Source organism: Rickettsiella endosymbiont of Miltochrista miniata, from assembly GCF_964031245.1.
Taxonomy (GTDB): Bacteria; Pseudomonadota; Gammaproteobacteria; order Diplorickettsiales; family Diplorickettsiaceae; genus Aquirickettsiella.
This window is the reverse complement of sequence record NZ_OZ035017.1, coordinates 538,898-559,306: the sequence shown is the minus strand read 5'-3', so window position 1 is coordinate 559,306 and position 20,409 is coordinate 538,898. Positions and strand designations below refer to the sequence as shown.

At 37.8% G+C, this 20,409-nt stretch carries 16 protein-coding genes and 1 tRNA gene; 10 read left to right on the top strand and 7 right to left on the bottom strand.

The features are described from left to right. Window positions 1–47 precede the first annotated feature (47 nt). Window positions 48–299, bottom strand: a complete 252-nt coding sequence (rpmE, locus tag AAHH40_RS02550) for a 50S ribosomal protein L31 (RefSeq protein ID WP_342220786.1) — start codon at window positions 297–299, stop codon at window positions 48–50. Window positions 300–528: 229 nt separating this feature from the next. Here rpmE and AAHH40_RS02545 point away from each other — a divergent pair, with 229 nt between their 5' ends. The 3 genes from AAHH40_RS02545 to AAHH40_RS02535 all read left to right on the top strand — a co-directional run bounded on the left by AAHH40_RS02545 (window position 529) and on the right by AAHH40_RS02535 (window position 4,568). Then, complete coding sequence (locus AAHH40_RS02545; protein ID WP_342220556.1) at window positions 529–1,125, top strand: acyloxyacyl hydrolase; 597 nt, start codon at window positions 529–531, stop codon at window positions 1,123–1,125. Between the two features lie 237 nt (window positions 1,126–1,362). Next, window positions 1,363–3,624, top strand: coding sequence for a DNA topoisomerase IV subunit A (parC, locus tag AAHH40_RS02540; protein ID WP_342220555.1), 2,262 nt, complete (start codon window positions 1,363–1,365; stop codon window positions 3,622–3,624). 20 nt (window positions 3,625–3,644) lie between these two features. Next, the gene (locus AAHH40_RS02535; RefSeq protein ID WP_342220554.1) at window positions 3,645–4,568 is read left to right on the top strand and encodes a DMT family transporter; all 924 of its coding nucleotides are present in this window, start codon (window positions 3,645–3,647) and stop codon (window positions 4,566–4,568) included. Window positions 4,569–4,725: 157 nt separating this feature from the next. Here AAHH40_RS02535 and dsbD read toward each other — a convergent pair whose 3' ends face one another. Continuing rightward, entirely contained in the window at window positions 4,726–6,390 is a 1,665-nt protein-coding gene (gene dsbD / locus AAHH40_RS02530) for a protein-disulfide reductase DsbD (protein WP_342220553.1), read from the bottom strand. Between the two features lie 252 nt (window positions 6,391–6,642). On the opposite strand from dsbD, the gene fis reads away from it, so the two are divergent. From fis to AAHH40_RS02500, 6 genes are all read left to right on the top strand, one after another. Continuing rightward, entirely contained in the window at window positions 6,643–6,930 is a 288-nt protein-coding gene (fis, locus tag AAHH40_RS02525) for a DNA-binding transcriptional regulator Fis (protein ID WP_084028721.1), read from the top strand. A gap of 64 nt (window positions 6,931–6,994) precedes the next feature. Then, window positions 6,995–8,866, top strand: a complete 1,872-nt coding sequence (locus tag AAHH40_RS02520) for a DUF3413 domain-containing protein (protein ID WP_342220552.1) — start codon at window positions 6,995–6,997, stop codon at window positions 8,864–8,866. Window positions 8,867–9,074: 208 nt separating this feature from the next. Further along, window positions 9,075–9,151, top strand: a tRNA-Met gene (locus tag AAHH40_RS02515). A gap of 192 nt (window positions 9,152–9,343) precedes the next feature. Beyond that, window positions 9,344–11,623 (top strand): HAD family hydrolase, encoded by a 2,280-nt coding sequence (locus AAHH40_RS02510; RefSeq protein WP_342220551.1) that lies wholly within the window; start codon window positions 9,344–9,346, stop codon window positions 11,621–11,623. Beyond that, window positions 11,620–12,612, top strand: coding sequence for a UDP-glucose 4-epimerase GalE (galE, locus tag AAHH40_RS02505; protein WP_342220550.1), 993 nt, complete (start codon window positions 11,620–11,622; stop codon window positions 12,610–12,612). The genes AAHH40_RS02510 and galE overlap by 4 nt, the downstream gene beginning before the upstream one ends. A 3-nt stretch (window positions 12,613–12,615) precedes the next feature. Continuing rightward, window positions 12,616–13,842, top strand: a complete 1,227-nt coding sequence (locus AAHH40_RS02500; protein WP_342220549.1) for a hypothetical protein — start codon at window positions 12,616–12,618, stop codon at window positions 13,840–13,842. On the opposite strand, the gene AAHH40_RS02495 is transcribed toward AAHH40_RS02500, so the two are convergent. The 3 genes from AAHH40_RS02495 to gmhB all read right to left on the bottom strand — a co-directional run bounded on the left by AAHH40_RS02495 (window position 13,787) and on the right by gmhB (window position 16,968). Continuing rightward, entirely contained in the window at window positions 13,787–14,908 is a 1,122-nt protein-coding gene (locus AAHH40_RS02495; protein WP_342220548.1) for a glycosyltransferase family 4 protein, read from the bottom strand. The genes AAHH40_RS02500 and AAHH40_RS02495 overlap by 56 nt on opposite strands. Before the next feature lie 115 nt (window positions 14,909–15,023). Beyond that, window positions 15,024–16,412, bottom strand: coding sequence for a DNA repair protein RadA (gene radA / locus AAHH40_RS02490; RefSeq protein ID WP_342220547.1), 1,389 nt, complete (start codon window positions 16,410–16,412; stop codon window positions 15,024–15,026). Further along, window positions 16,405–16,968, bottom strand: a complete 564-nt coding sequence (gmhB, locus tag AAHH40_RS02485) for a D-glycero-beta-D-manno-heptose 1,7-bisphosphate 7-phosphatase (RefSeq protein WP_342220546.1) — start codon at window positions 16,966–16,968, stop codon at window positions 16,405–16,407. The genes radA and gmhB overlap by 8 nt, the downstream gene beginning before the upstream one ends. An 86-nt stretch (window positions 16,969–17,054) precedes the next feature. Between gmhB and AAHH40_RS02480 the strand changes: the two genes are divergently transcribed. Continuing rightward, window positions 17,055–17,504 (top strand): hypothetical protein, encoded by a 450-nt coding sequence (locus AAHH40_RS02480; RefSeq protein ID WP_342220545.1) that lies wholly within the window; start codon window positions 17,055–17,057, stop codon window positions 17,502–17,504. Here AAHH40_RS02480 and AAHH40_RS02475 read toward each other — a convergent pair. Both AAHH40_RS02475 and AAHH40_RS02470 read right to left on the bottom strand, forming a co-directional pair. Then, complete coding sequence (locus tag AAHH40_RS02475) at window positions 17,501–18,712, bottom strand: UbiH/UbiF/VisC/COQ6 family ubiquinone biosynthesis hydroxylase (protein ID WP_342220544.1); 1,212 nt, start codon at window positions 18,710–18,712, stop codon at window positions 17,501–17,503. The genes AAHH40_RS02480 and AAHH40_RS02475 overlap by 4 nt on opposite strands. Continuing rightward, a complete protein-coding gene (locus tag AAHH40_RS02470) occupies window positions 18,709–20,409 on the bottom strand; it encodes an NAD-dependent malic enzyme (protein ID WP_342220543.1) in 1,701 nt (566 codons plus the stop codon). Before AAHH40_RS02470 ends, AAHH40_RS02475 begins: the two co-directional genes overlap by 4 nt.

Below are 20,409 nucleotides of genomic sequence, written 5' to 3'. Positions count from 1 at the left end.
AAACTAAAGGTTAATTTTTAACAAGCCAACTAATGAAATGGATTACACTAAGCAGCTTCTGCTGGGTCAGACTTATCCGCATCGACTTTGATAGTACGTTTACCGTATTTTTGTTTAAACTTGTCAACACGTCCACTGGTATCAACAATTTTTTGCTTACCCGTGTAAAAAGGGTGGCATTTTGAACATACTTCTATAGTGAGAGCTGGCTCACCTAAAGTAGAACGGGTTTGGAAACTGTTGCCACAACTGCAAGTAACAGTAACTACGTTATAGGCTGGATGGATATCTTGCTGCATAATAATTTTTATATCCCTTGAATAGAATGAGCCCGGCATTATAACAGAACAAATTATAAAACGAAATTTTTGGCTGAGAACCTGCTATAAAAAACTCTATTTTTATTAGCAAAAATGTAAGTTATTTAAGTACAAATATTGACATTTTGAAGGATTGTTGTTCCCTATAAAAGTATATAAGCTAAAGGAAAATCTGTATCCAACACACAATGTAACAAGGAGTGCTTAATTGAAACTTTTACATGGTTTTATTATAAAAAATAGTCTCTTTTTTTTTCTCTATGCCAGTTTCATACTCATTAGTTTGGCTTCAGAAAGCAGCTATGCCACCACCCACGGATTACAAATTTCCTATGGAGCAGGGGATCCTGACCATTTAAAAGGGTATCGAGTCGCAGTTCAACAATTTTGGCCCTGGATAGGTTTCTCTAAATCCCCCGTGAATTTAACTGGCTATTGGGACCTCAGTTACGCCAATTGGCATACCTATCCGCCGCTCGCAAATCAGCCTCGCTCTATCAGCATTTTGGCAGTTTCTCCGCTCATACGCCTACAAAGCCGCGAAAATTGGCTGCTAGCCGCACAGCCGTATCTCGAATTGGGCGTCGGTGCCAGCTGGCTCTCTAATAATCATCTGGGCCATCGAAATTTAGGCGGACAATTTGCATTTCAAGATTTAATGGGTTTGGGTTTACGATGGCGAAAAAGTGCAACCGCGGCATGGTCATTGAGCTATCACTACTTACATTACTCGAACGCCAGTTTATTCCCCCCGAATCAAGGCATCGATGTGAAGCATTTATTTACGCTGGGCTATGAGTTTTAGAGTTCAAGCGAAATTACTTATAAAGGTTTTTTTAAAACTATATTGTAAAATATCATGATCATCATATACTGCACACAAGCTGTTCTTAACATGCCTACCCGATACCGCCCTCAAAAGGCGTCACTGAACTAGGGATCTTTTTTCTAAGAGGCTATACTCACAGCAATGGGATTTTTGGCACTTGCGAATTGAGCGGCAACACAGACAAAAATTCAAGTGCGAAGAGTATATAAAGTAATGGCTAAAAGTAAATCATCATCCGAACATTCACCCATCGAACATCAAGCACTGCGTCTTTTCACAGAAAAGGCCTATCTTGACTATTCCATGTATGTCATTCTTGACCGAGCCTTACCACACATTGGTGATGGCTTAAAACCTGTACAGCGGCGGATCATCTATGCGATGTCTGAATTAGGTTTAACAGCACTCGCAAAATATAAAAAATCAGCACGTACCGTCGGTGACGTTTTAGGTAAATTTCATCCCCACGGTGATGGCCCCTGCTATGAAGCCATGGTGTTAATGGCGCAAGATTTTTCTTACCGTTACCCTCTCGTTGATGGACAGGGGAACTGGGGCTCTCAAGATGATCCTAAATCTTTTGCCGCGATGCGCTATACCGAATCGCGCTTAACCCGCTACGCCCAAGCTCTGCTCAACGAACTGTCGGATGGAACGGTTGATTGGGTAGCTAATTTTGACGCAACACTGGAAGAACCTAAACTATTACCCGCGCGTTTGCCTAATATCTTATTAAATGGCGGATCGGGGATTGCAGTCGGTATGGCGACGGATATCCCCTCACACAACCTTAACGAAGTAGTCAGCGCTTGTATTCGTTTATTAGACGAACCGGACACCACATTAGCTGAGCTTTGCGAATTGGTTATTGGACCCGACTTCCCTACCGCGGCAGAAATAATTACTCCGCGTGCTGAGATTTGTAACATTTACCAACAAGGTCAAGGTGTCATTCGTGCACGTGCTGTTTATACCGAAGAAAAAAACCAAATTGTTATTACCGATCTCCCTTATCAAGTATCCGGCGCAAAAATTATCGAACAGATTGCTGAACAGATTCGCGATAAGAAATTACCACTGGTAGAAGACTTACGCGATGAATCAGATCATGAAAATCCAACCAGACTGGTGATTATACCCCGTTCCAATCGGGTTGATAGTGCATCTTTGATGACCCATTTATTTGCAACCACAGATTTAGAACGCAGCTATCGTATTAATCTCAATATGATAGGACTCGATGGACGGCCTAAGGTTAAAAATCTGCTGGTCATATTACAAGAATGGCTAGAATATCGCCTAGTCACCGTAAGAAAACGTCTAGAGTTTCATTTAAATAAAATTTTGCATCGCCTGCATCTTTTAGAGGGTTTTTTAATTGTCTATCTGCATATCGATGAAGTCATAAAAATGATACGGCAATACGATGACCCCAAAATCCGTTTGATGAAACGTTTTAAATTAAGTGATACGCAAGCCGATGCTATTTTAGAAATACGTTTACGACAATTAGCAAAGCTAGAAGAAATTAAATTACAAACTGAACAAGAAAATTTAATCGCAGAGCGTGACAAAATTCAGAAAATTTTGTCTTCTAAAGCGCAATTGAAACGCCTTATTCGAACAGAATTGCAAGAAGATGCAAAGCTCTATGGTGACCGTCGCAAATCACCACTAGTTGAACGTAGCGCCGCTCAAGCCATGCAAAAAACTGAAATAATTCCCTCCGAGCCCATGACTGTTATTTTATCAAGCCGAGGTTGGATACGTGCAGCAAAAGGTCATGATTTTGATGTCAGTGGTTTAACATTTAAAGCGGGTGACTCCCTAAAAGCGACGCTACATGGCCGTAGTAATCAATTGATCGCTTTCATTGACTCAACAGGACGTAGTTATTCAACATCGATACATACACTTCCTTCCGCACGAAGTTCTGGAGAGCCTTTAACAAGTCGATTTAATCCTCCCGCGGGTGCTAATTTTGAAGGCATGGTAACTGGAGATCCTGAACAGTCTGTGTTAGTCAGCGCTGATGCCGGTTATGGCTTTATTACACAACTATCTGAACTGTACTCTAAGAATCGTAATGGAAAAACCTTATTAAAATTATCTGCTCATGCTCATGTTCTACCTTTGTTAATGGTTAATCAGATTGACTCTAACTATATTGCGCTGGCCACCAATACTGGATACTTATTAATTATTGCTGCAGAAGAATTACCGATATTAGCACGCGGAAAAGGTAATAAAATGATGCAAATTCCTCCTAAAAAACTCGAACAACGCGAAGAGTTTATAAGTAAAATAGCCATTTTGCCTGCAAAAAATAGTAAATTGACGTTAATTTCTGGAAAAAAACAATTTATTTTGAAAGGTTCAGATTTGACAAACTATATAGGAAAAAGAGGGCAACGGGGCCATAAATTACCACGTGGTTTACAAAAATTAGATGCCCTATTCGTCGACTTAACTTGATTTAATGGTTAATTTTAATAATGAATAAAAATATAAATTATTTGTGGTTTTTTTTACTTGCCGCTTTTTGGAGCGGTTCATTTGTTGCTATTAAGGCAGTAGTATTAAACGTTCCACCTTTCTTTGGGGCGATGTTACGTGTGGGTTTAGCGTTAATATGCTTAAGTCTTATTTTTTGTTTCTTAAAAAAAAGTGTGTCTGTTCCATTTAATCTGCGCTGGCGCATTTGGATCATGGGACTTTTTTCTCAAGGCCTTCCTTTCTTCTTCTTATTTTACGGTGAACAACATATTTCGCCCGGTTTAGCGGGTATTTTAAATGGAACAGTACCGATTTGGACATTAATATTTAGTTTGCTTTCTCCGCAAACCAGAAATTTTTCATTCCTAAAATGTATAGGTTTATTCACGGGTTTATTAGGTATTTGTATTATTTTTTGGCCCTTACTGAATTTTAACACTGCACATTCCGCCTTATTAGGCACGGCTTCTGTATTACTCATGGCTATCAGTTATTCAATCGGTAATTTACTCAATCAACGTATGTTATCCGGTCAAACTAAATTAGATTTTTATGCCAATATCTATCATCAACATTGGGCCAGTCTTATCTTTCTAATGATGGCATCATTACTATTCGAACACTGGCCGAGTAGTAGTTTACTATTGCATACGCCGATTATTTGGGTGGCAAGTATTTACATGGGTTTATTTTCCACTGCAATAGCATGGATCATTTATTATCATTTAATTCGCGAATGGGATGCAGTACGCGCGAGCGCGGTGATGTATGTAGTTCCTATCATGGCTATACTTTGGGATTTTGTTTTTTTTCACAATCGGCCGCAATGGACAGAAGGCTTAGGTGTAATTGCCATCTTATTCGGTGTGGTATTAATACAATGGCCTAAAAAAAGCTTACTCAAACTCTTACGCAAAACATAACAACTTATTTCGCAACTTACTAATAGTTTACTGTCATTGTGCGCACATAAACTATTGATCGTCCTTGCGAGCACCGAAAATCATTGTCATTGCGAGCGCGGAGCGCGTGGCAATCCATTCGCTCACAATGACGGTGATTTTCATTTGTTTTCTTTCACTAAAGATTATTCCGCCATTTTATAGCTAAAACACTTTGTAGGTGACTAGCAAAGGTCTGACTTTCTTCTTGACCCACTATTCTAAAGTCCGTCAATTCTTGTCCATTTGGCGCAAAAAATAAAAAGGTCGGCGGGGCAATCACATGAAATTGACGTTCTAAAGCTTTATCTTGGTCATCATTCGCGGTGACATCCGCTTTTAACAAAATGAAATGCGACATTAAGGATTTAACTTGTGGCGCAGTGAAAACTATCCGTTCCATTTCCTTGCAAGATAAACACCAATTAGCATAAAAATCGACTAACACCGGTTTATTCTGTTGTTTTGCCTGTATCAAAACTTGTCTTAAATCAGAAATACCCTTAATTGTCTGAAAATTACTGGCTTCAGAGCCTACGACTTGGTTGGGATGCAGCATGCGAAAGGGTCGAGAATTGCTGGGGATGATTCGTGCTAGCAACCACACAGCCATAGCCAACATCAGTACCCCTAAGACAATTTTAATGCCATTCATCCAAGGGCCAGATTTAGGTAGCCATTTACCTGCCGAAGTTCCAATAATTAATAAAGGTATACCTGAGCCCAAACCCAAAACAAATAAAGCGAGTCCACCCAGTATGGCATTCCCGGTGTTACCAATATAGGTTAATACACCCACTAAAGGCGCTGTTATACACGGAGAAATAACTAATGTGGACAAGCAGCCCATTAACGCCACACCGATATAATTGCCGCCTTGTTGGCGATTCGTGATATGAATAAGCTTTTCATGCCAACTCACAGGCAGACGTAACTCATAGAAACCAAACAAAGAAAAAGCAAGTGCGACAAATAATGCACAAACAATGATAATGACCCATGGACTCTGTAAAAATGCCTGTAAATAACTGCCTGCTAAACCAGCAAAGACCCCGGCTACGGCATAAGTAAATGCCATAGCCAAAACGTAAGTTATCGACAAACTAAAGGCTTTAGCCGTCGTCAATTGTTTTTGACCTAAAATGATAGCGGATAACACGGGAATCAACGGCAAAACACAAGGAGTTAGCGATAATAATAAACCAAATCCAAAGAAACTAATCAGTGTCCAAAAAATATTATGACCCGCTAATAAAGTTAAGATTTTACTTTGTTCGCTAGCAGTTTTTATAGTTCCCTGACCCTGATTTTTCCCCAAAGAATTCTGGCTTATGTCTGAGGAATTTTGGTCAGTTTCGCTGACTGACATTCCAGCATGGGTTAAACTTAAATGTTTAACTATAGGCGGATAACAAAACCCCGCGACGGCACAACCTTGATAACGGATCACCATATCCAGATTTTGATCCGGAAGAGGATTGGCGAATTTTAATAACGTGACCACATGTCCTTGATAGACTTCGTATTTCCCAATAAATTGATTATGTTTAATGATACCCTTAGGAAAAACCACTGAATTTATGCGGATAGGCGTACTTTCGAAATGTATTCTATCGCGGTAAAGATAATAACCGGGCTTGATAGTCCAACGTGCCGTTAGCGTTTTATTATTTAAACGCTGCACCGAGACTTGAAAAACCTGATCCACGGGTAAAGCTTGCTGGACAGCATAAGCCGGTAATACGCCTGCACCCAAGCTCAATCCAAAGAGTAAAACTTTTAAAAACTTAATTAAATTAAACAAAATAGTTGTTCCTTTAAGATATAGATCTAAGTATCGAGCCACTACTATTAAATAGACCTTTACCCGCTATTTTTCTAGCAAATCTCACAGAAAAAACAATGTTTCGCAAAATTTTTTAAGAAAAATTAGGGCTGGGCCTAACTCAGAGGCTAAGAAAATCAAAAAATCCGCCAAAAGACGCTTGTCGCAACCTCCTAGCTACTATATCATGGAAGCTCCTCTGACCTAGTCAAGTCTCAAGGGATAATGTATATGCAAAATGCACTCGATCAACTTCCTGTTCTACCTATGGTTGCTAGCGCTGGCGCACCTCAGCAGCCGCTAAAAACCTATGTCGAGCAGGCTTTAGAAAATTACTTTTCGCAATTAGATGGGAACTCACCTTCTAATCTTTACGGTCTCGTTCTAGCCGAGGTTGAATCCCCTATGCTAGAAGTGGTATTACGCCAAACTCGCGGAAACCAAACCAAAGCAGCGAAAATGCTAGGTATCAGTCGCGGTACTCTACGCAAAAAACTAAAACAATGCGATCTTTGCTAGATCAAAAGACCAGTAAATAAACCTCTCGTGCAACCTATAAAAAAAAATAACAACAATAAAAAAAATGTCTTTAATAACGAAAAAAAATTATTTTAATTGGATATTTTGGTTTTTCACCGGAAATGCCTTATTATTTTGGGGAATTGGCTTGCACTATCTCGCCATTATTATCCCCTTTCATTTATCTGTTTCGTCCCTAGCAAATCAGTTGTTGGCATGTTTGTTTTTATTCACTGCATTTTTTGGTCAACTCGGTTTGTTTGCTTGTATTGCTGCGATTATCCCCATCATCCTTGTCATAGTTTGTCCTAGAAAAAAACTCATACTTTCTGTTTCCGTCATGATAGGTTTCCTATTCGCTTATTTACTTAGCGTTGATACATTTGTATTCGGCCAATACCACTTTCATTTAAATGGCGTTATTTGGAAATTACTGACAGGAGGTCAAGCCGACGAAGTCTTTGATCTTTCCTGGCTAGAATGGCTATCGATAGGAATATTATCTAGTTTTTTATTGATTTTAGAAATAGGTTTAGCCATATTCATATGGAAAAAATTACGCCATAAAACTTATGTCTCACTCTATCCGGTTGCAACGCTAGGTTGTCTCCTATTTTCCTACTATATGCTAGCTATATTAATCAAAAGCTCAACTGCGCTAGCACTTAATCAGCAAGCTTACACTATACCGCTGTACTATGAAGTCTTAGCCAAGTTATTACCGGGTAAGCAGGCACTCACTGAACTCGAGAGTCTTTATCGTTCCGATTTTGTAGAAATCAATCATGCTAATCAAAAACTTGACTATCCTCTACATCCATTAGTTTATAAGCCCCTTAAAAAGCCGATGAATATCGTTTTTATTCTGATCGATAGCTGGCGTTTTGATATGTTGAGTGCTGTCAATACGCCGAATATTTATCGTTTTGCACAACAAAGTTGGCAATTTCAACAACATTTCAGTGGGGGGAATGGAACTCAACCCGGTCTATTTTCTTTATTTTATAGTTTACCTGCTACCTATTGGGCAGCCACTATTAATCAACATAAAAGCCCATTATTTATGGATAAACTGCTCGCTGAAAATTACCATATGGGTATTTTCACCAGCGCCTCGCTACTCGCTCCCCCTTTTAATCTGAATATATTTTTGGGAATAAAAAATTTAAAAACTTCAACGATAGGGTACACCCCTTACGATAGAGATAAACAAATTACTAAAGAATTTAAGCAATTTATCACGCAGACACCATCGCCTTTTTTTAGCTTTGTATTTTATGATGCCGCGCATAGCTTCTGCATTGGTGATAGTCCAATACATATTTTTCAACCCAGCGTATCGGCCTGTGATCGCTTAATCTATACTAGCCATACCGATCCAAACCCTACATTTAACCGTTACAAAAATGCCTTATATTACATCGACCAGCTAGTGGGACAAGATCTGGCTTTACTTAAAAAACGACATTTATTGGATAATACGTTAGTCCTTATTACTGCGGACCATGGTAATGAGTTCAATGATAACCATCAAGGTTATTGGGGACATGCCAGTAATTTCACTCGCTACCAAACCCAAATCCCTTTGATTATTCATTGGCCAGGCCAAAAACCGATGCAGGTTAAGCATATGACTAGCCATTATGACGTAGTACCGACTTTACTCAACCGAATCTTTGGCTTGCAAAACCCTATAACGGACTACAGCATAGGCCAGTCTTTGTTTAATAAAAAACCCCCTACATTTTTATTAATACATAGTTATACCAATTTAGGCGTGGTGAATGATAAAAAAATCATCGCCATTTTCCCCTCAGGTTATTACCAAATCCAAAACCTCCAAGCTAAGCTGTTACCCAATGAGTCCTTACCGATGAAAAATATCTTAGCCGCCTTAGCGTTAACTCAACGGTATTACTTTAAAGATAAAAATTAAGTTTATTGCTTGACAGATTCAGTGCCGCTTTAGCACAATAGGCCACCTTTGGCTATGTAGCTCAGTTGGGTGAGCAAGAAAAGAAAAAGCAACGCTTTTTCTTTGTGAACGCCCGAAGCAGGATGCGCAGGGCCGGCTTTCAAGCGGAGCAGGAATGCGTAGCGCAGAAAGGAGCACAGACAGAGTAAATCGAAGTTAAAGAAGTTTAGGCTATGTAGCTCAGTTGGTTAGAGCACAGCATTCATAATGCTGGGGTCGGTGGTTCGAGCCCACCCATAGCCACCAAGAACTAATCCAGTAAAGTAGGAATATATTATGACATTATTAACGGAAAGCCTCTGTTTAGTCGGCTAAAGGCCATATTTATTTACTCAAAAATTGATCAGCCCTTTTCCCCAAGCTCTATTATAAAAAGAATTACTCAGCTTGCCAATGAAAAATTATTTAGTCATAACAAAAATAATCGCATACAAATCTATGTTGAGCTTACTTCTAGCCAACAGTAAACGTCGATTATCTAGAAAAGCAGAATTCATAAAATTAAACGCTGTCATCCTCAAAGATAAAATACCCATACTTTATAAAGTATTAAAAAAAACTTATTTTTTAGCAAAAAAAATACAGTTTGCTTCACAGAATAAAACCTTTAACTATAAAATCAAAATTACTTCACTTAATGACGTTTTATACTATTGCGACCCCTACGATATAATTTCATTTGATTTCTTTGATACGCTTGTCCATCGGATTATTTCGCCGCCCGATGCTGTCAAAATTAAAACGGCGGAGTATGCCTGCCTTAAGCTTAAGCAATTAGGCTGTTACCTCAATGTAGAACATTTCAACAAAATAAGGAACAGCACAGAAAAAAAACTACGTGACCATAGCTTTGACCAGCACGGCAAGGATAGAGAAACCGATATATTTTCTATCATAGAACAGACTTTATCTCAAATATTACAAAAAAAATTGATCGATTTAACGCGAGAAATTATCACTTACGAAATAAAAAATGAAATAAATCATCTCTATCTCTCTAAAGAAATAGAGGTAACGATGAGCAAATTAAAAAAGAAAGGGAAAAAAATTATAGTCTGCTCAGATATGTATTTATGCAAAGAGCATCTTGAAGAAATTGCAAAGCATTTTGGCATCGCATCCTATGTTGATAGATTTTATGTTTCTTCCACAAAAAAAATAACTAAAGGCTCAGGTCGTTTATATCAGTTTGTTTTAGAAGATTTAGCAATTGACTCTAAAAAGATACTACATGTGGGGGATAATCTATTTTCAGACGTTATTTCTGCAGAAAAACTCGGCATAAAATCACTCTATTACCATAACAAAGAAGTTTTGAAACAATATAAGCAACTAAGCGCTTGGCATAATCCGAAAAAATACCATCAAAAAAGTGCAAAAAATTCCTTAATAAAACATTATATTGCAAAGAAAAATTATCCATTTGATGATTATCGAGAAATCAGTCATTTCATTGCGCCCGTACTTTCTGTATTTGCCTATCAATCCCTGCTAGATATGCATTCTTTAGGTATAAAGAAAATATTTTTCTTAGCAAGAGAAGGCCTATTGCTTCAAAAAATATTTACTGAAATTTTAAATAAGGTATTACTTTTTCAAGACTTAAAAAAAAACCTTACATTTAAAGTCATTTATATCAGTAGACTCACCAGTGCTTGTGCAATCTACAATAACAAAAACCTTAATGTTTTGATTGAAAACTGTATTTATGCAACAGGCTATCTCTCTATTTTAAATTTTATATATACCTTTGGCTTATCATTAAAAGATTTCTCAAATGAAAGTATCGAAATTATCGAACCCTATTTAAATAACATCGATAAAAAAACATTTATTCATTTATTTAACACCACAATTTTTGGAATAGAAATCGATCGCTTATTAAAAAATAATATAGATTATTTGAAGCGCTATCTTTCAGAACAAGGGGTATTATCTGAAGGGAGAGTAGGTATAGTCGATCTAGGTTGGGGTGGAACGATTCAAAAGAATATTGGTTATTTGTTACAAGACTATCCCGCGACAAAATTATTTGGTTTTTACTTTGGAACAAATAGCTTAATCACTAACAAAAATAATCCTAGCCGCAAACGCTCAACTTTTTTCCCAGGTTACATCATATCCTATCAAAACGATTATCAAAATAGAAAATTAAATGGCGTCATCCCTTTTTTAGAAAGTGTATGTGGTTGTGATAAGATTGGCACAACGCTTGCTTATAAAGAAAATAAAGCAGGCTTGGTTGTCCCAATATTCGAAAACAGAAAAAACTTCCAAGAAAAAAATCACTTTAATTGTCTTTTTCAAGAGCACCTTTTAAACCACTTAGTCAATGATGCCAAAGCATTTAGCCGCTTATTTAATATCGCTTGTTTGCCATTAGGCACACTTAAGGATTACACTACTAAAAGATTTTTGAAATTTATTTATAACCCTAAAATGATAGATCTTAAGAAATTACATAATTATCAGTTCAATTATAACTGGTCATCCAGATCAGCAAAACCGCTGATAAATCTTATAAGATTCTCTGATGTTTTTCGACCTATCACTTTACTAAGAAAAATACAAACGTCTCCTTGGCGTTATGGCAGCATGGCCGTTGCACCTATCCCATTTTTATTAACTTTTTATAATCTTGGGCACTATTTTCTACATTATTTTTATTCACGCATCAAACATAAAATGATGGGTCGTTTGCTTAAAAAAAGAATATGAATAAAAATATTTTAATTACGGGCGGCTGTGGTTACATAGGTAGCCACATTACGCTGCTCCTTAAAAATCACGGATTTAAAATTGTTGTTGTAGATAACCTATCGACTGGGCAGCATAACAATATGTTAGAAGACGTTGTTTACGAAATAGGTGATATCGGAGATAGTAATTTCTTAGAAGATGTATTTAATCGGCATCCAATAGACATTATCATGCATCTTGCAGCAAAAACCTCAGTTGAAGAATCTATCCATCAATCAGAATTTTATTATGAAGAAAACCTTTTAAAATCGATTAATTTAATGAAAGTTTGTGGTCGATATACCGTTAAACATTTTATTTTTTCGTCGACAGCAGCCGTATATGGGCAAAATTCTTATCAAACTGTCTGTGAAAAACAGCTTACAAATCCAAATAACCCTTATGGTAAATCTAAATATATTACAGAATTAGCGTTAAGTCATTTAGCAACCGAATATGCTATGCAGCTCACTATATTGCGATATTTTAATGTTGCTGGGCATGATCAATCTTTAAGAGTCGGTAATTTCAACCGGTCATCCGGTGCTCTCATTCCACTTATTTGCCGTAATATAACAATAGATAAATTACCAATTACCATCTATGGTAATGATTTCGATACGCCGGACGGAACTTGTGTAAGAGACTACATTCATGTAATGGATATTGCCAATGCACACGTAATGGCAATTAATCAATTCAACCAACTCACGGTAAACAAAAATTTAACACTTAATGTTGGTTATGGGAAAGGGTTATCTGTCCTCGAAGTGGTTCAGCTTGTCAATTCACTATCAGATAATACATTAAACTATATTATAGGGGATCGAAGAAGCGATGATATTTCTTATTCTGTAGCGGATAATAAACGTATACAGTCTTTAGGTTGGAAATCTTTATTCAAAGACCCTTATAAGGAAATAATTACTTCTGAGCTCGCTTGGAATAAAAAACTTTCTACGGATTAAAACATGCAAAAAATTGAAATAAATAATCAACTTTTTGCCGAAGCCCAACTTTATGGTAAGGAATGGAGCCTATTATTTCATGAATTTTCGTATTGGCTAATCCATAGTTGCCAACAATCGAATATAAAAAAATTATACTTTTTTACTAGAGAAGGTACTTTTTTTATTGAGTTGGTAAAAGCTTTACAAGAAAAATTTAATATTTACGACACAGAATGTCACCTGCTTTCGGTCAGTCGACTTGCAACTTTCTTGCCATCAGTAGAAATAAACGATCAGAATGCGTTTCAAAGATTATGGAATATTTATCCAAATCAATCACCTGAAGCATTCTTTAGATCATTGGACATCGAAGATGAACGTTTGCAAGCATTATATAACCAAGAATACGGGAGTTATGACAAAGAGATCCTTGGTATAGCAAAAAACCCTATTTTTAATCAATTTTTAAAAAACGATACTGTAGACCAAATAATTAAAAAAGCTATTGTATCTAAAAAGGAACTGTTAACAGAATATCTAAAACAAAATAATTTTTTAGATGATACCCCTGTAGGAATCGTTGATATTGGCTGGCGTGGAAGTATACAAGATAATATTAGTCTAATTTTCCCAGAAAAAAAAATCTATGGTTTTTATTTAGGTTTGCATCGTCAAAAGAAATTTATTTCAAAAAATTACTTTAAAAAAGCATTTTTATTTGATGGCGACGATGCAGCAGTCAATCGACTATTTACATGTTTAATGCGATTTGTTTTGCCATTAGAATTTCTATGTACTCCAATACAAGGCTCAGTGAAAAGATATATTATCGATCAAAATAACAAGGTTATACCCGAAACACATAAAACTGAAATTATGGCCGACAGTATCGTACCTATTTTTCAACAGTCAGTACTAGACGCTATTACTTCATATCAATTAAAAAATAAATTTAGACTTAAAGAGTGCAGGAAAATTGCCAAGCAAATCGTATGGAATCCAAAAGGATTTCAAATTTATTTTTACTCAAAAAGTAAATTTAATGAAACTTTCGGACTAGGAATCTCTGCTAGGCGTTATGATATTGGCCCAGTAAAATCTATAGAGGCTTGGATAAAAGCACTAAAAAAATCTGCTTGGATTAGTGGCCACCTATATAATAAGCTACCTAAACCATTGTTTCGAACTTTACCTATTCTTTATTTACTCTATTGTCTATTAACCTTTGATAGTTATTTATTACACTAGATAGAGAATAGTATTCTTTAACTTTTTTATATCCAGCTAAACCAAGCGCTCTTAATTCATTCTTGCTTTTCATTAACATGCAAACCATTGCATCATACAAACTTTGAACATCTTTAACTTTCACTACTATTCCGTTATCACGATTGACCAACTCCCTACAACCATGCGTATCGGTAGTAATAATAGGCCTGCCCATCGCCATGCTTTCGAGTAATACTCGAGGCATTCCTTCGGAATAACTCGGCAAAACAACCACATCACTAGCTTTAATGTAAGTTCTGACATCGTCAACATAGGAAAAATATTGAATTCCCACTTTTTGAAAATCATCTAAATTTATGGTATGTAAACTAGAGGGATTATAATGATCAAAAGGTGCAATAACCGTACAATTAAACTCAATTTGATTGCTTTTTAGCTGTTTACAGGCATTCATCAGCTCAATAATACCTTTATCTCTAATGAGTCGACCAATGAATAAAAAAGATATAGGTTTTTTATGTTCATCAATAGGAGAAAATTTAAAAAATTCTAAATCTACCCCTTCTCCAGGAAAAACCATGGCGTATTTTTTCTGACAAAGCCTTTTTTCAATAAAGTAATTTCTGTCGTCATTATTTAAAAAAATAAAAAAATCTGGATGTTTAATGATTAATTTTCGACTATGGGTCAATGTATAAATTATTTTCTCAATCAGAAATTTATATTTGTTGATGAGACTGCTACCCATGCCGGTAATAAAATAAACATTGGGTATTTTCCAGTTACCAAACATAGAAAAAAAACTGGATTTCAACGAGTAAGAATAAATGACCTCTGGATTTATTTTTTTTATAATTTTTTTTAATTGAATTAAAGTAACTAAATCTTTGACGACATTAATGGAACGGCAAAAATTAATATTCAAGAAAAAAACATTTTTATGTTGGTATTCTAGCTTATAATTTTCAATGTCTAGAGGGCAAACGATATAAATTTGATAATGATTATTAGCTAGGTATTTTATAATATCCCAGCGAAATTTGATCATGCTATGTAGGCTATTTCCCAACATTAAAATTTTCACAAGTAAACTCCGATCTGAACGTACATTATTTTTCTGAATGAGCCGCGTTGCGTTTTAAACTGGAATTATATACTACATATAAATCAATTGTTCTAAACCTACCTCTATTTTCAACTTATTTTACACTTTCTACAAGAGCGATCTGCCGCGCTATATCCAAGGTTTCACTTAACTGCGCAACGGGAAAAACCGTCATACCTTGAATAGTTTGTTTACTCATATTAGCCTTGGGAATAATCGCCGATTTAAAGCCGTGTTTAGCGGCATCACGTAAACGTTCTTGGCCATTCGGGACAGGACGGATTTCTCCGGATAAGCCAACCTCGCCAAATACCAAACAATCTTCTGGAAAAGGTTTATTGCGTAAACTCGATAATACCGCTAGTAAAACCGGTAAATCTGCACTGGTTTCTAATAAACGCACACCACCCACGACATTAATAAAGACATCTTGATCATACGTCATAATACCCGCATGTCGATGCAATACCGCCAATAACATCGCTAAACGATTACTTTCTAAACCTACGGTTACGCGGCGCGGATTACCTAAGTGACTGTTATCAACTAAAGCTTGAACTTCGACCAGTAATGGTCGACTGCCCTGCCACGTGGCAGTGACTAAACTCCCTGAAACCGTTAATCCGGATCGAGACAATAACATCGCCGAAGGATTGCTGACTTCGCGCAGACCTTTCTCAGTCATGACAAACACGCCTAATTCATTCACCGCACCAAAACGATTTTTTACCGATCGTATCAAACGATGTCGGCTATCCGCTTCACCTTCAAAATATAAAACCGTATCCACCATATGCTCTAAAACACGAGGTCCTGCTAGTGCGCCATCCTTAGTCACATGCCCTACCAAAAATATAGCAATGCCGGTTTGTTTGGCCAAACGCGTTAATTGCATGGCGCTTTCTCTGACTTGGCCGACTGCACCTGGTGCAGATTGCAGTAAATCGGTATGCATGGTTTGTATCGAATCAATCACCAAAACTTGCGGTTTCTCTTGTAAAGCATGCGTTAAAATGCTTTCGACTCGGGTTTCAGTCAGCAGACGAATTTTCTTGTATGGCAATTCTAGACGTTGGGCTCGTAAGGCTACTTGTTGTAGTGATTCTTCCCCGGTGATGTAAAGCACCGAATGATGCTCACTGAGCTGACAAAGACTTTGTAATAATAAGGTCGATTTTCCTATACCTGGGTCGCCACCCATCAGTATCACCGAACCGGGGACTATCCCTCCGCCGAGTACTCTATCCAACTCTTTGATCCGCGAAGAAAAGCGTTCCACTTCACTAAACTGTATGCTATTTAAATCGGTTATTTTCGCATCGGCTGCCGCATAACCATTTACACGTGGCAGCGAACGTGCTGAAAGAGAAGCATTATCTTCTAATAAACTATTCCAAGCTTGGCATTCGCCACATTGACCGGACCATTGTAAAAACTGTCCGCCACAGGACTGACAGCTATAGACGCGTTTCGGTTTAGACATGCTGTTTTTCCAGTAATAATTTTTGCACGGCGGTTAATAAATCGGGAAAAACCGGGATTTCATCGGCTAATTCACGGTTATTTAACAGGGTTTGTTCACCATTGCCAGTTAAAACTAAAATAGGCTCGCAACCAACTTTAAGTGCTGCTTTAATATCCCGCAGTGAATCACCGATGGCTATTACGCCCCGCAAATCGAGTTGATAATAATCGGCAATTTGTTCAAATAAACCGATGCCTGGCTTACGACAACTACACTGGTCTTCAGGCAGATGGGGGCAGTAAAACACCTTATCCACCTTGCCTCCCAGTGCTTTTACGCTATCGAACAATTTTTGGTGGATAACAGCTAACTCTGCCTCAGTATAAAACCCGCGACCCACACCCGATTGATTAGTCGCGACAGCTATGGTGTAGCCTGCCTGGGTCAGCAAGGCAATAGCCTCTAAACTACCCGGAATAGGTAACCATTCCTCAGGGGTCTTGATGTACTCCTTGGACTCAAAATTAATCACGCCATCCCGGTCCAGGATGATAAATGGGGTGTTTTTAGCCATTTTCTTGCTTCCTTTAAGTCTCTCTTAATACTAGGGATCTATACTTTGCAGATATTCATTGGCATTTTATTAATCAGAAAAAACTTATGCAAACGGTTCCAGTCGAACAAAAATTAGTCATTATTCTAGAAATTGCTTTTTTACTTAAGGAGAAAATTAACCAAATAATTGACCCCATATCTAAAAGATCTCACATTAATTCTGATCTTTTAAAAGAGTTACAAGACTTACGCATCAACGAATTTATAAACTCAAGCAGAAAAGCTCTCAGCGAATTTAACGCTTCTACTTGTGAAAACTCTCCCTTAAGTATTCGTGTGAAAAGGATTATTGAAGAATTCACTGAGATTAAAGTTTTGATTAATCCTCGTGTTTCTACTCCAAAAAGAACCTTTTTTTCTAACGCTGCTGCAGAAGTCGATCTACAAAGATTACGAAAAAATTTAACCGCCATCAACGAAGTTTTTAACATGCTTCCTGAGAAAACGCCCCATCAAGCAATTGAACAATATAGTAGACCTGCGCCCGGCGCTTAAATACTAGGATTCCCCATCGCATATCGAGCGATAACATTTTTCAAACAATCGACATTATTGATCATGCCTAATCCGAATTGCCGCGTTTTCTGAACAATCGGATTGCTGGTAGCAAATAAATGTTTAATTCCATCAACACCACCCATCATTACGCGATTATGAAAACGACGCTCTCGCTCATAACGACGTAAAGTATGGTATGCACCTAGCGATCGGTGCTTCTGTTTAGCTTCTATGATCACTTTCGCTAAACAATGCGCATCGGCCAAGCCTAAATTAGCACCCTGTCCAGCTAGGGGATGAATGCTATGCGCTGCATCTCCAATTAAGGCAATACCCGATTTTATATACTGCTCCGCTTCTTGGGTCTTTAATGGATAACTTAAACGTGAGCTGGTTGACAGCACTTGCCCTAAACGCTGCTCGAAAGCATGCGTTAACTCCTCACAAAAAAGTTCATCATCTAGCGTTGCTAAACGCTGACTTTCTTCGGGTGTATTCGACCAAACGATGGAACAATGACGTGGATCCTTTAAGGGTAAAAAAGCCAAGGGGCCATTAGGCAAAAAAATCTGTCTTGCAGTCTGTTTATGCGCCAATTCAGTCCGCACCGTCGCAACGATTGCGCGCTGTGCATAATCAGTGGATTTAATCTGCAAATCAGCCAATTCTCTAACGTTAGAATCCTGCCCATCAGCGCCAACTACTAAGCGTGTACTTATTTCTGCTCCAGATGCTAATCTTATTAACAGTTGGCTTTTTTCTATCTGCAACTCTATTACTGTCTCTGGAGCAAACCAAGTCAATTCAGTATCGGTTTGTGCTTGCGCGTATAATGCCTGCTGCAAATCGGCGTTCTTTACGATATGACCTAAACAAGCTTCGCCGACATCAGCGCTATCAAAAAAAAGACGTGCGGCTTGTTCGAATTCCCATACCTGCATACTACGGAATGGAGCATGTTGTTTATTATCAAGTCGCTGCCAAACGTTTAATTGCTCGAGTAACTGTTGCGAACCTAAGGTAAGAGCAATCACACGAAGATCGGATGTAACGCTTGAGGCTTTTTTGTTATGAAAAGCGTCCTTATTAATTATAGCGACGCTTAATCCTTGATCCTTTAAATGACAAGCCAGTGTCAAGCCGACGATACCCGCGCCAACAATAACGATGTCATAATCAGTGCGAGGTTGTTCGTCTAAAGTCATAATGACCGTGAATAGTGGTAGTTAACATATTCTGGATACCAAAATTGACGATCGATTTCTTGAGCTAAATCGACCGACTCTTTAACTTTTGCTAATCCTTCATGACGTGCTTGTGTCGCCACTGCCAACGCAATACAGCGACTAATAGCTTGTACGTCTTCAAAATTCGGTAATAAGGCATTTTTTGCATCGGATTTGCTAGCAAAACTACTTAAAGCTTTGCAAGCTTCCCAAAGCATAGCTTCACTCAAGCGTGTCGCTTGAGCTATCAAGACGCCCAAACCTATACCCGGATAAATGAGCGCATTGTTACATTGCGCAATCGGTATCTTTTCACCTTTAAAATCAACGTGACCAAAAGGACTCCCGGTAGCAATCAGTGCACGCCCTGCCGTCCAATTCAATAAATCATCCGGTGTTGCTTCTGACTTTTCAGTAGGATTGGATAAAGGAAAAATGATAGGGTATTCAACCGATGCTGCCATGGTTTTAACTATTGCTTCAGTGAAAATTCCGCCTTGACCAGAACAACCAATTAATACCGTGGGTTTAAACTTTTGTACCACATCATACAATTGTAATGTAGCGACTGATTCACCCATTAAACGTTGCGCATAGGGCTTTTGAAAAGCCGTCAGATTCGACATCGCCTCATGTAACAAACCATGTCTACCCACCAAATAAAATCGAGATAACGCTTCCTCTTTAGATAAGCCTTCCCGCATCATCCCTGCGCAGAGTTGATCGGCAATCCCTGTGCCTGCCGTTCCAGCGCCAACAATAACCACACGCTGTTCGGTTAATGGAATTTTGGTGCGATGTATCGCTGACAAGAGTGCAACCAAAGTCACAGCACCGGTTCCTTGCATATCATCATTAAACGTACACATTTGATCATGATAGCGCTCTAAATTACGCCGTGCATTTTCACGTCCAAAGTCTTCCCAATGCAAATAAGCTCGAGGTAATTTTCTTTGTATACCTGAGACAACCGTTTCTATCATGTCATCATATTTTTGACCCGCTAAACGCGGATGACGCCAGCCTAAATACATCGGATCATTTAACAATTGTTCATTGTTAGTTCCAACATCGATTTGAATAGGTAATAAACGATTAGGATTAACACCCGCACACAATACATACACCATCAATTTAGCAATACAGATATCCATTCCACCGATACCTTGATCGCCAATACCTAATACGCCTTCACCATCGGTCATGACAATAATATCTACTTCGGGATTTAAACGATTCTCAAGGATTTCATCGATATGTTCTCTATCTGGATAAGCGATGTATAAACCGCGTGGTTGCTGAAATTCCTGACTAAATTGCTCGACCGCTTTTCCAACCGTGGGTGTATACAGAATAGGTAACATTTCAGTTAAATGCTGACTGACTAATTTATAAAACAACACCTCATTGCTATGATGCAAACTACGTAGAAAAAGATGTTTTTCTAAATTATTTTCTTTTTTTAAAAATTGTTGATAAACACGCAGTTCTTGTTGCTGCAAACTTTCGATACTGTAGGGTAATTTGCCGAGTAATCGTAATTGCAGTCTTTCCGATTCAGTAAATGCGGTGCCTTTATTTAATTTAGCGGTAGCCAATAAATCTGAACCCAAGGCATTAGTTTCCAGATAAAGAACCTTAGCATTTTTATCGGTGATAGATCTAAATTTTGACAT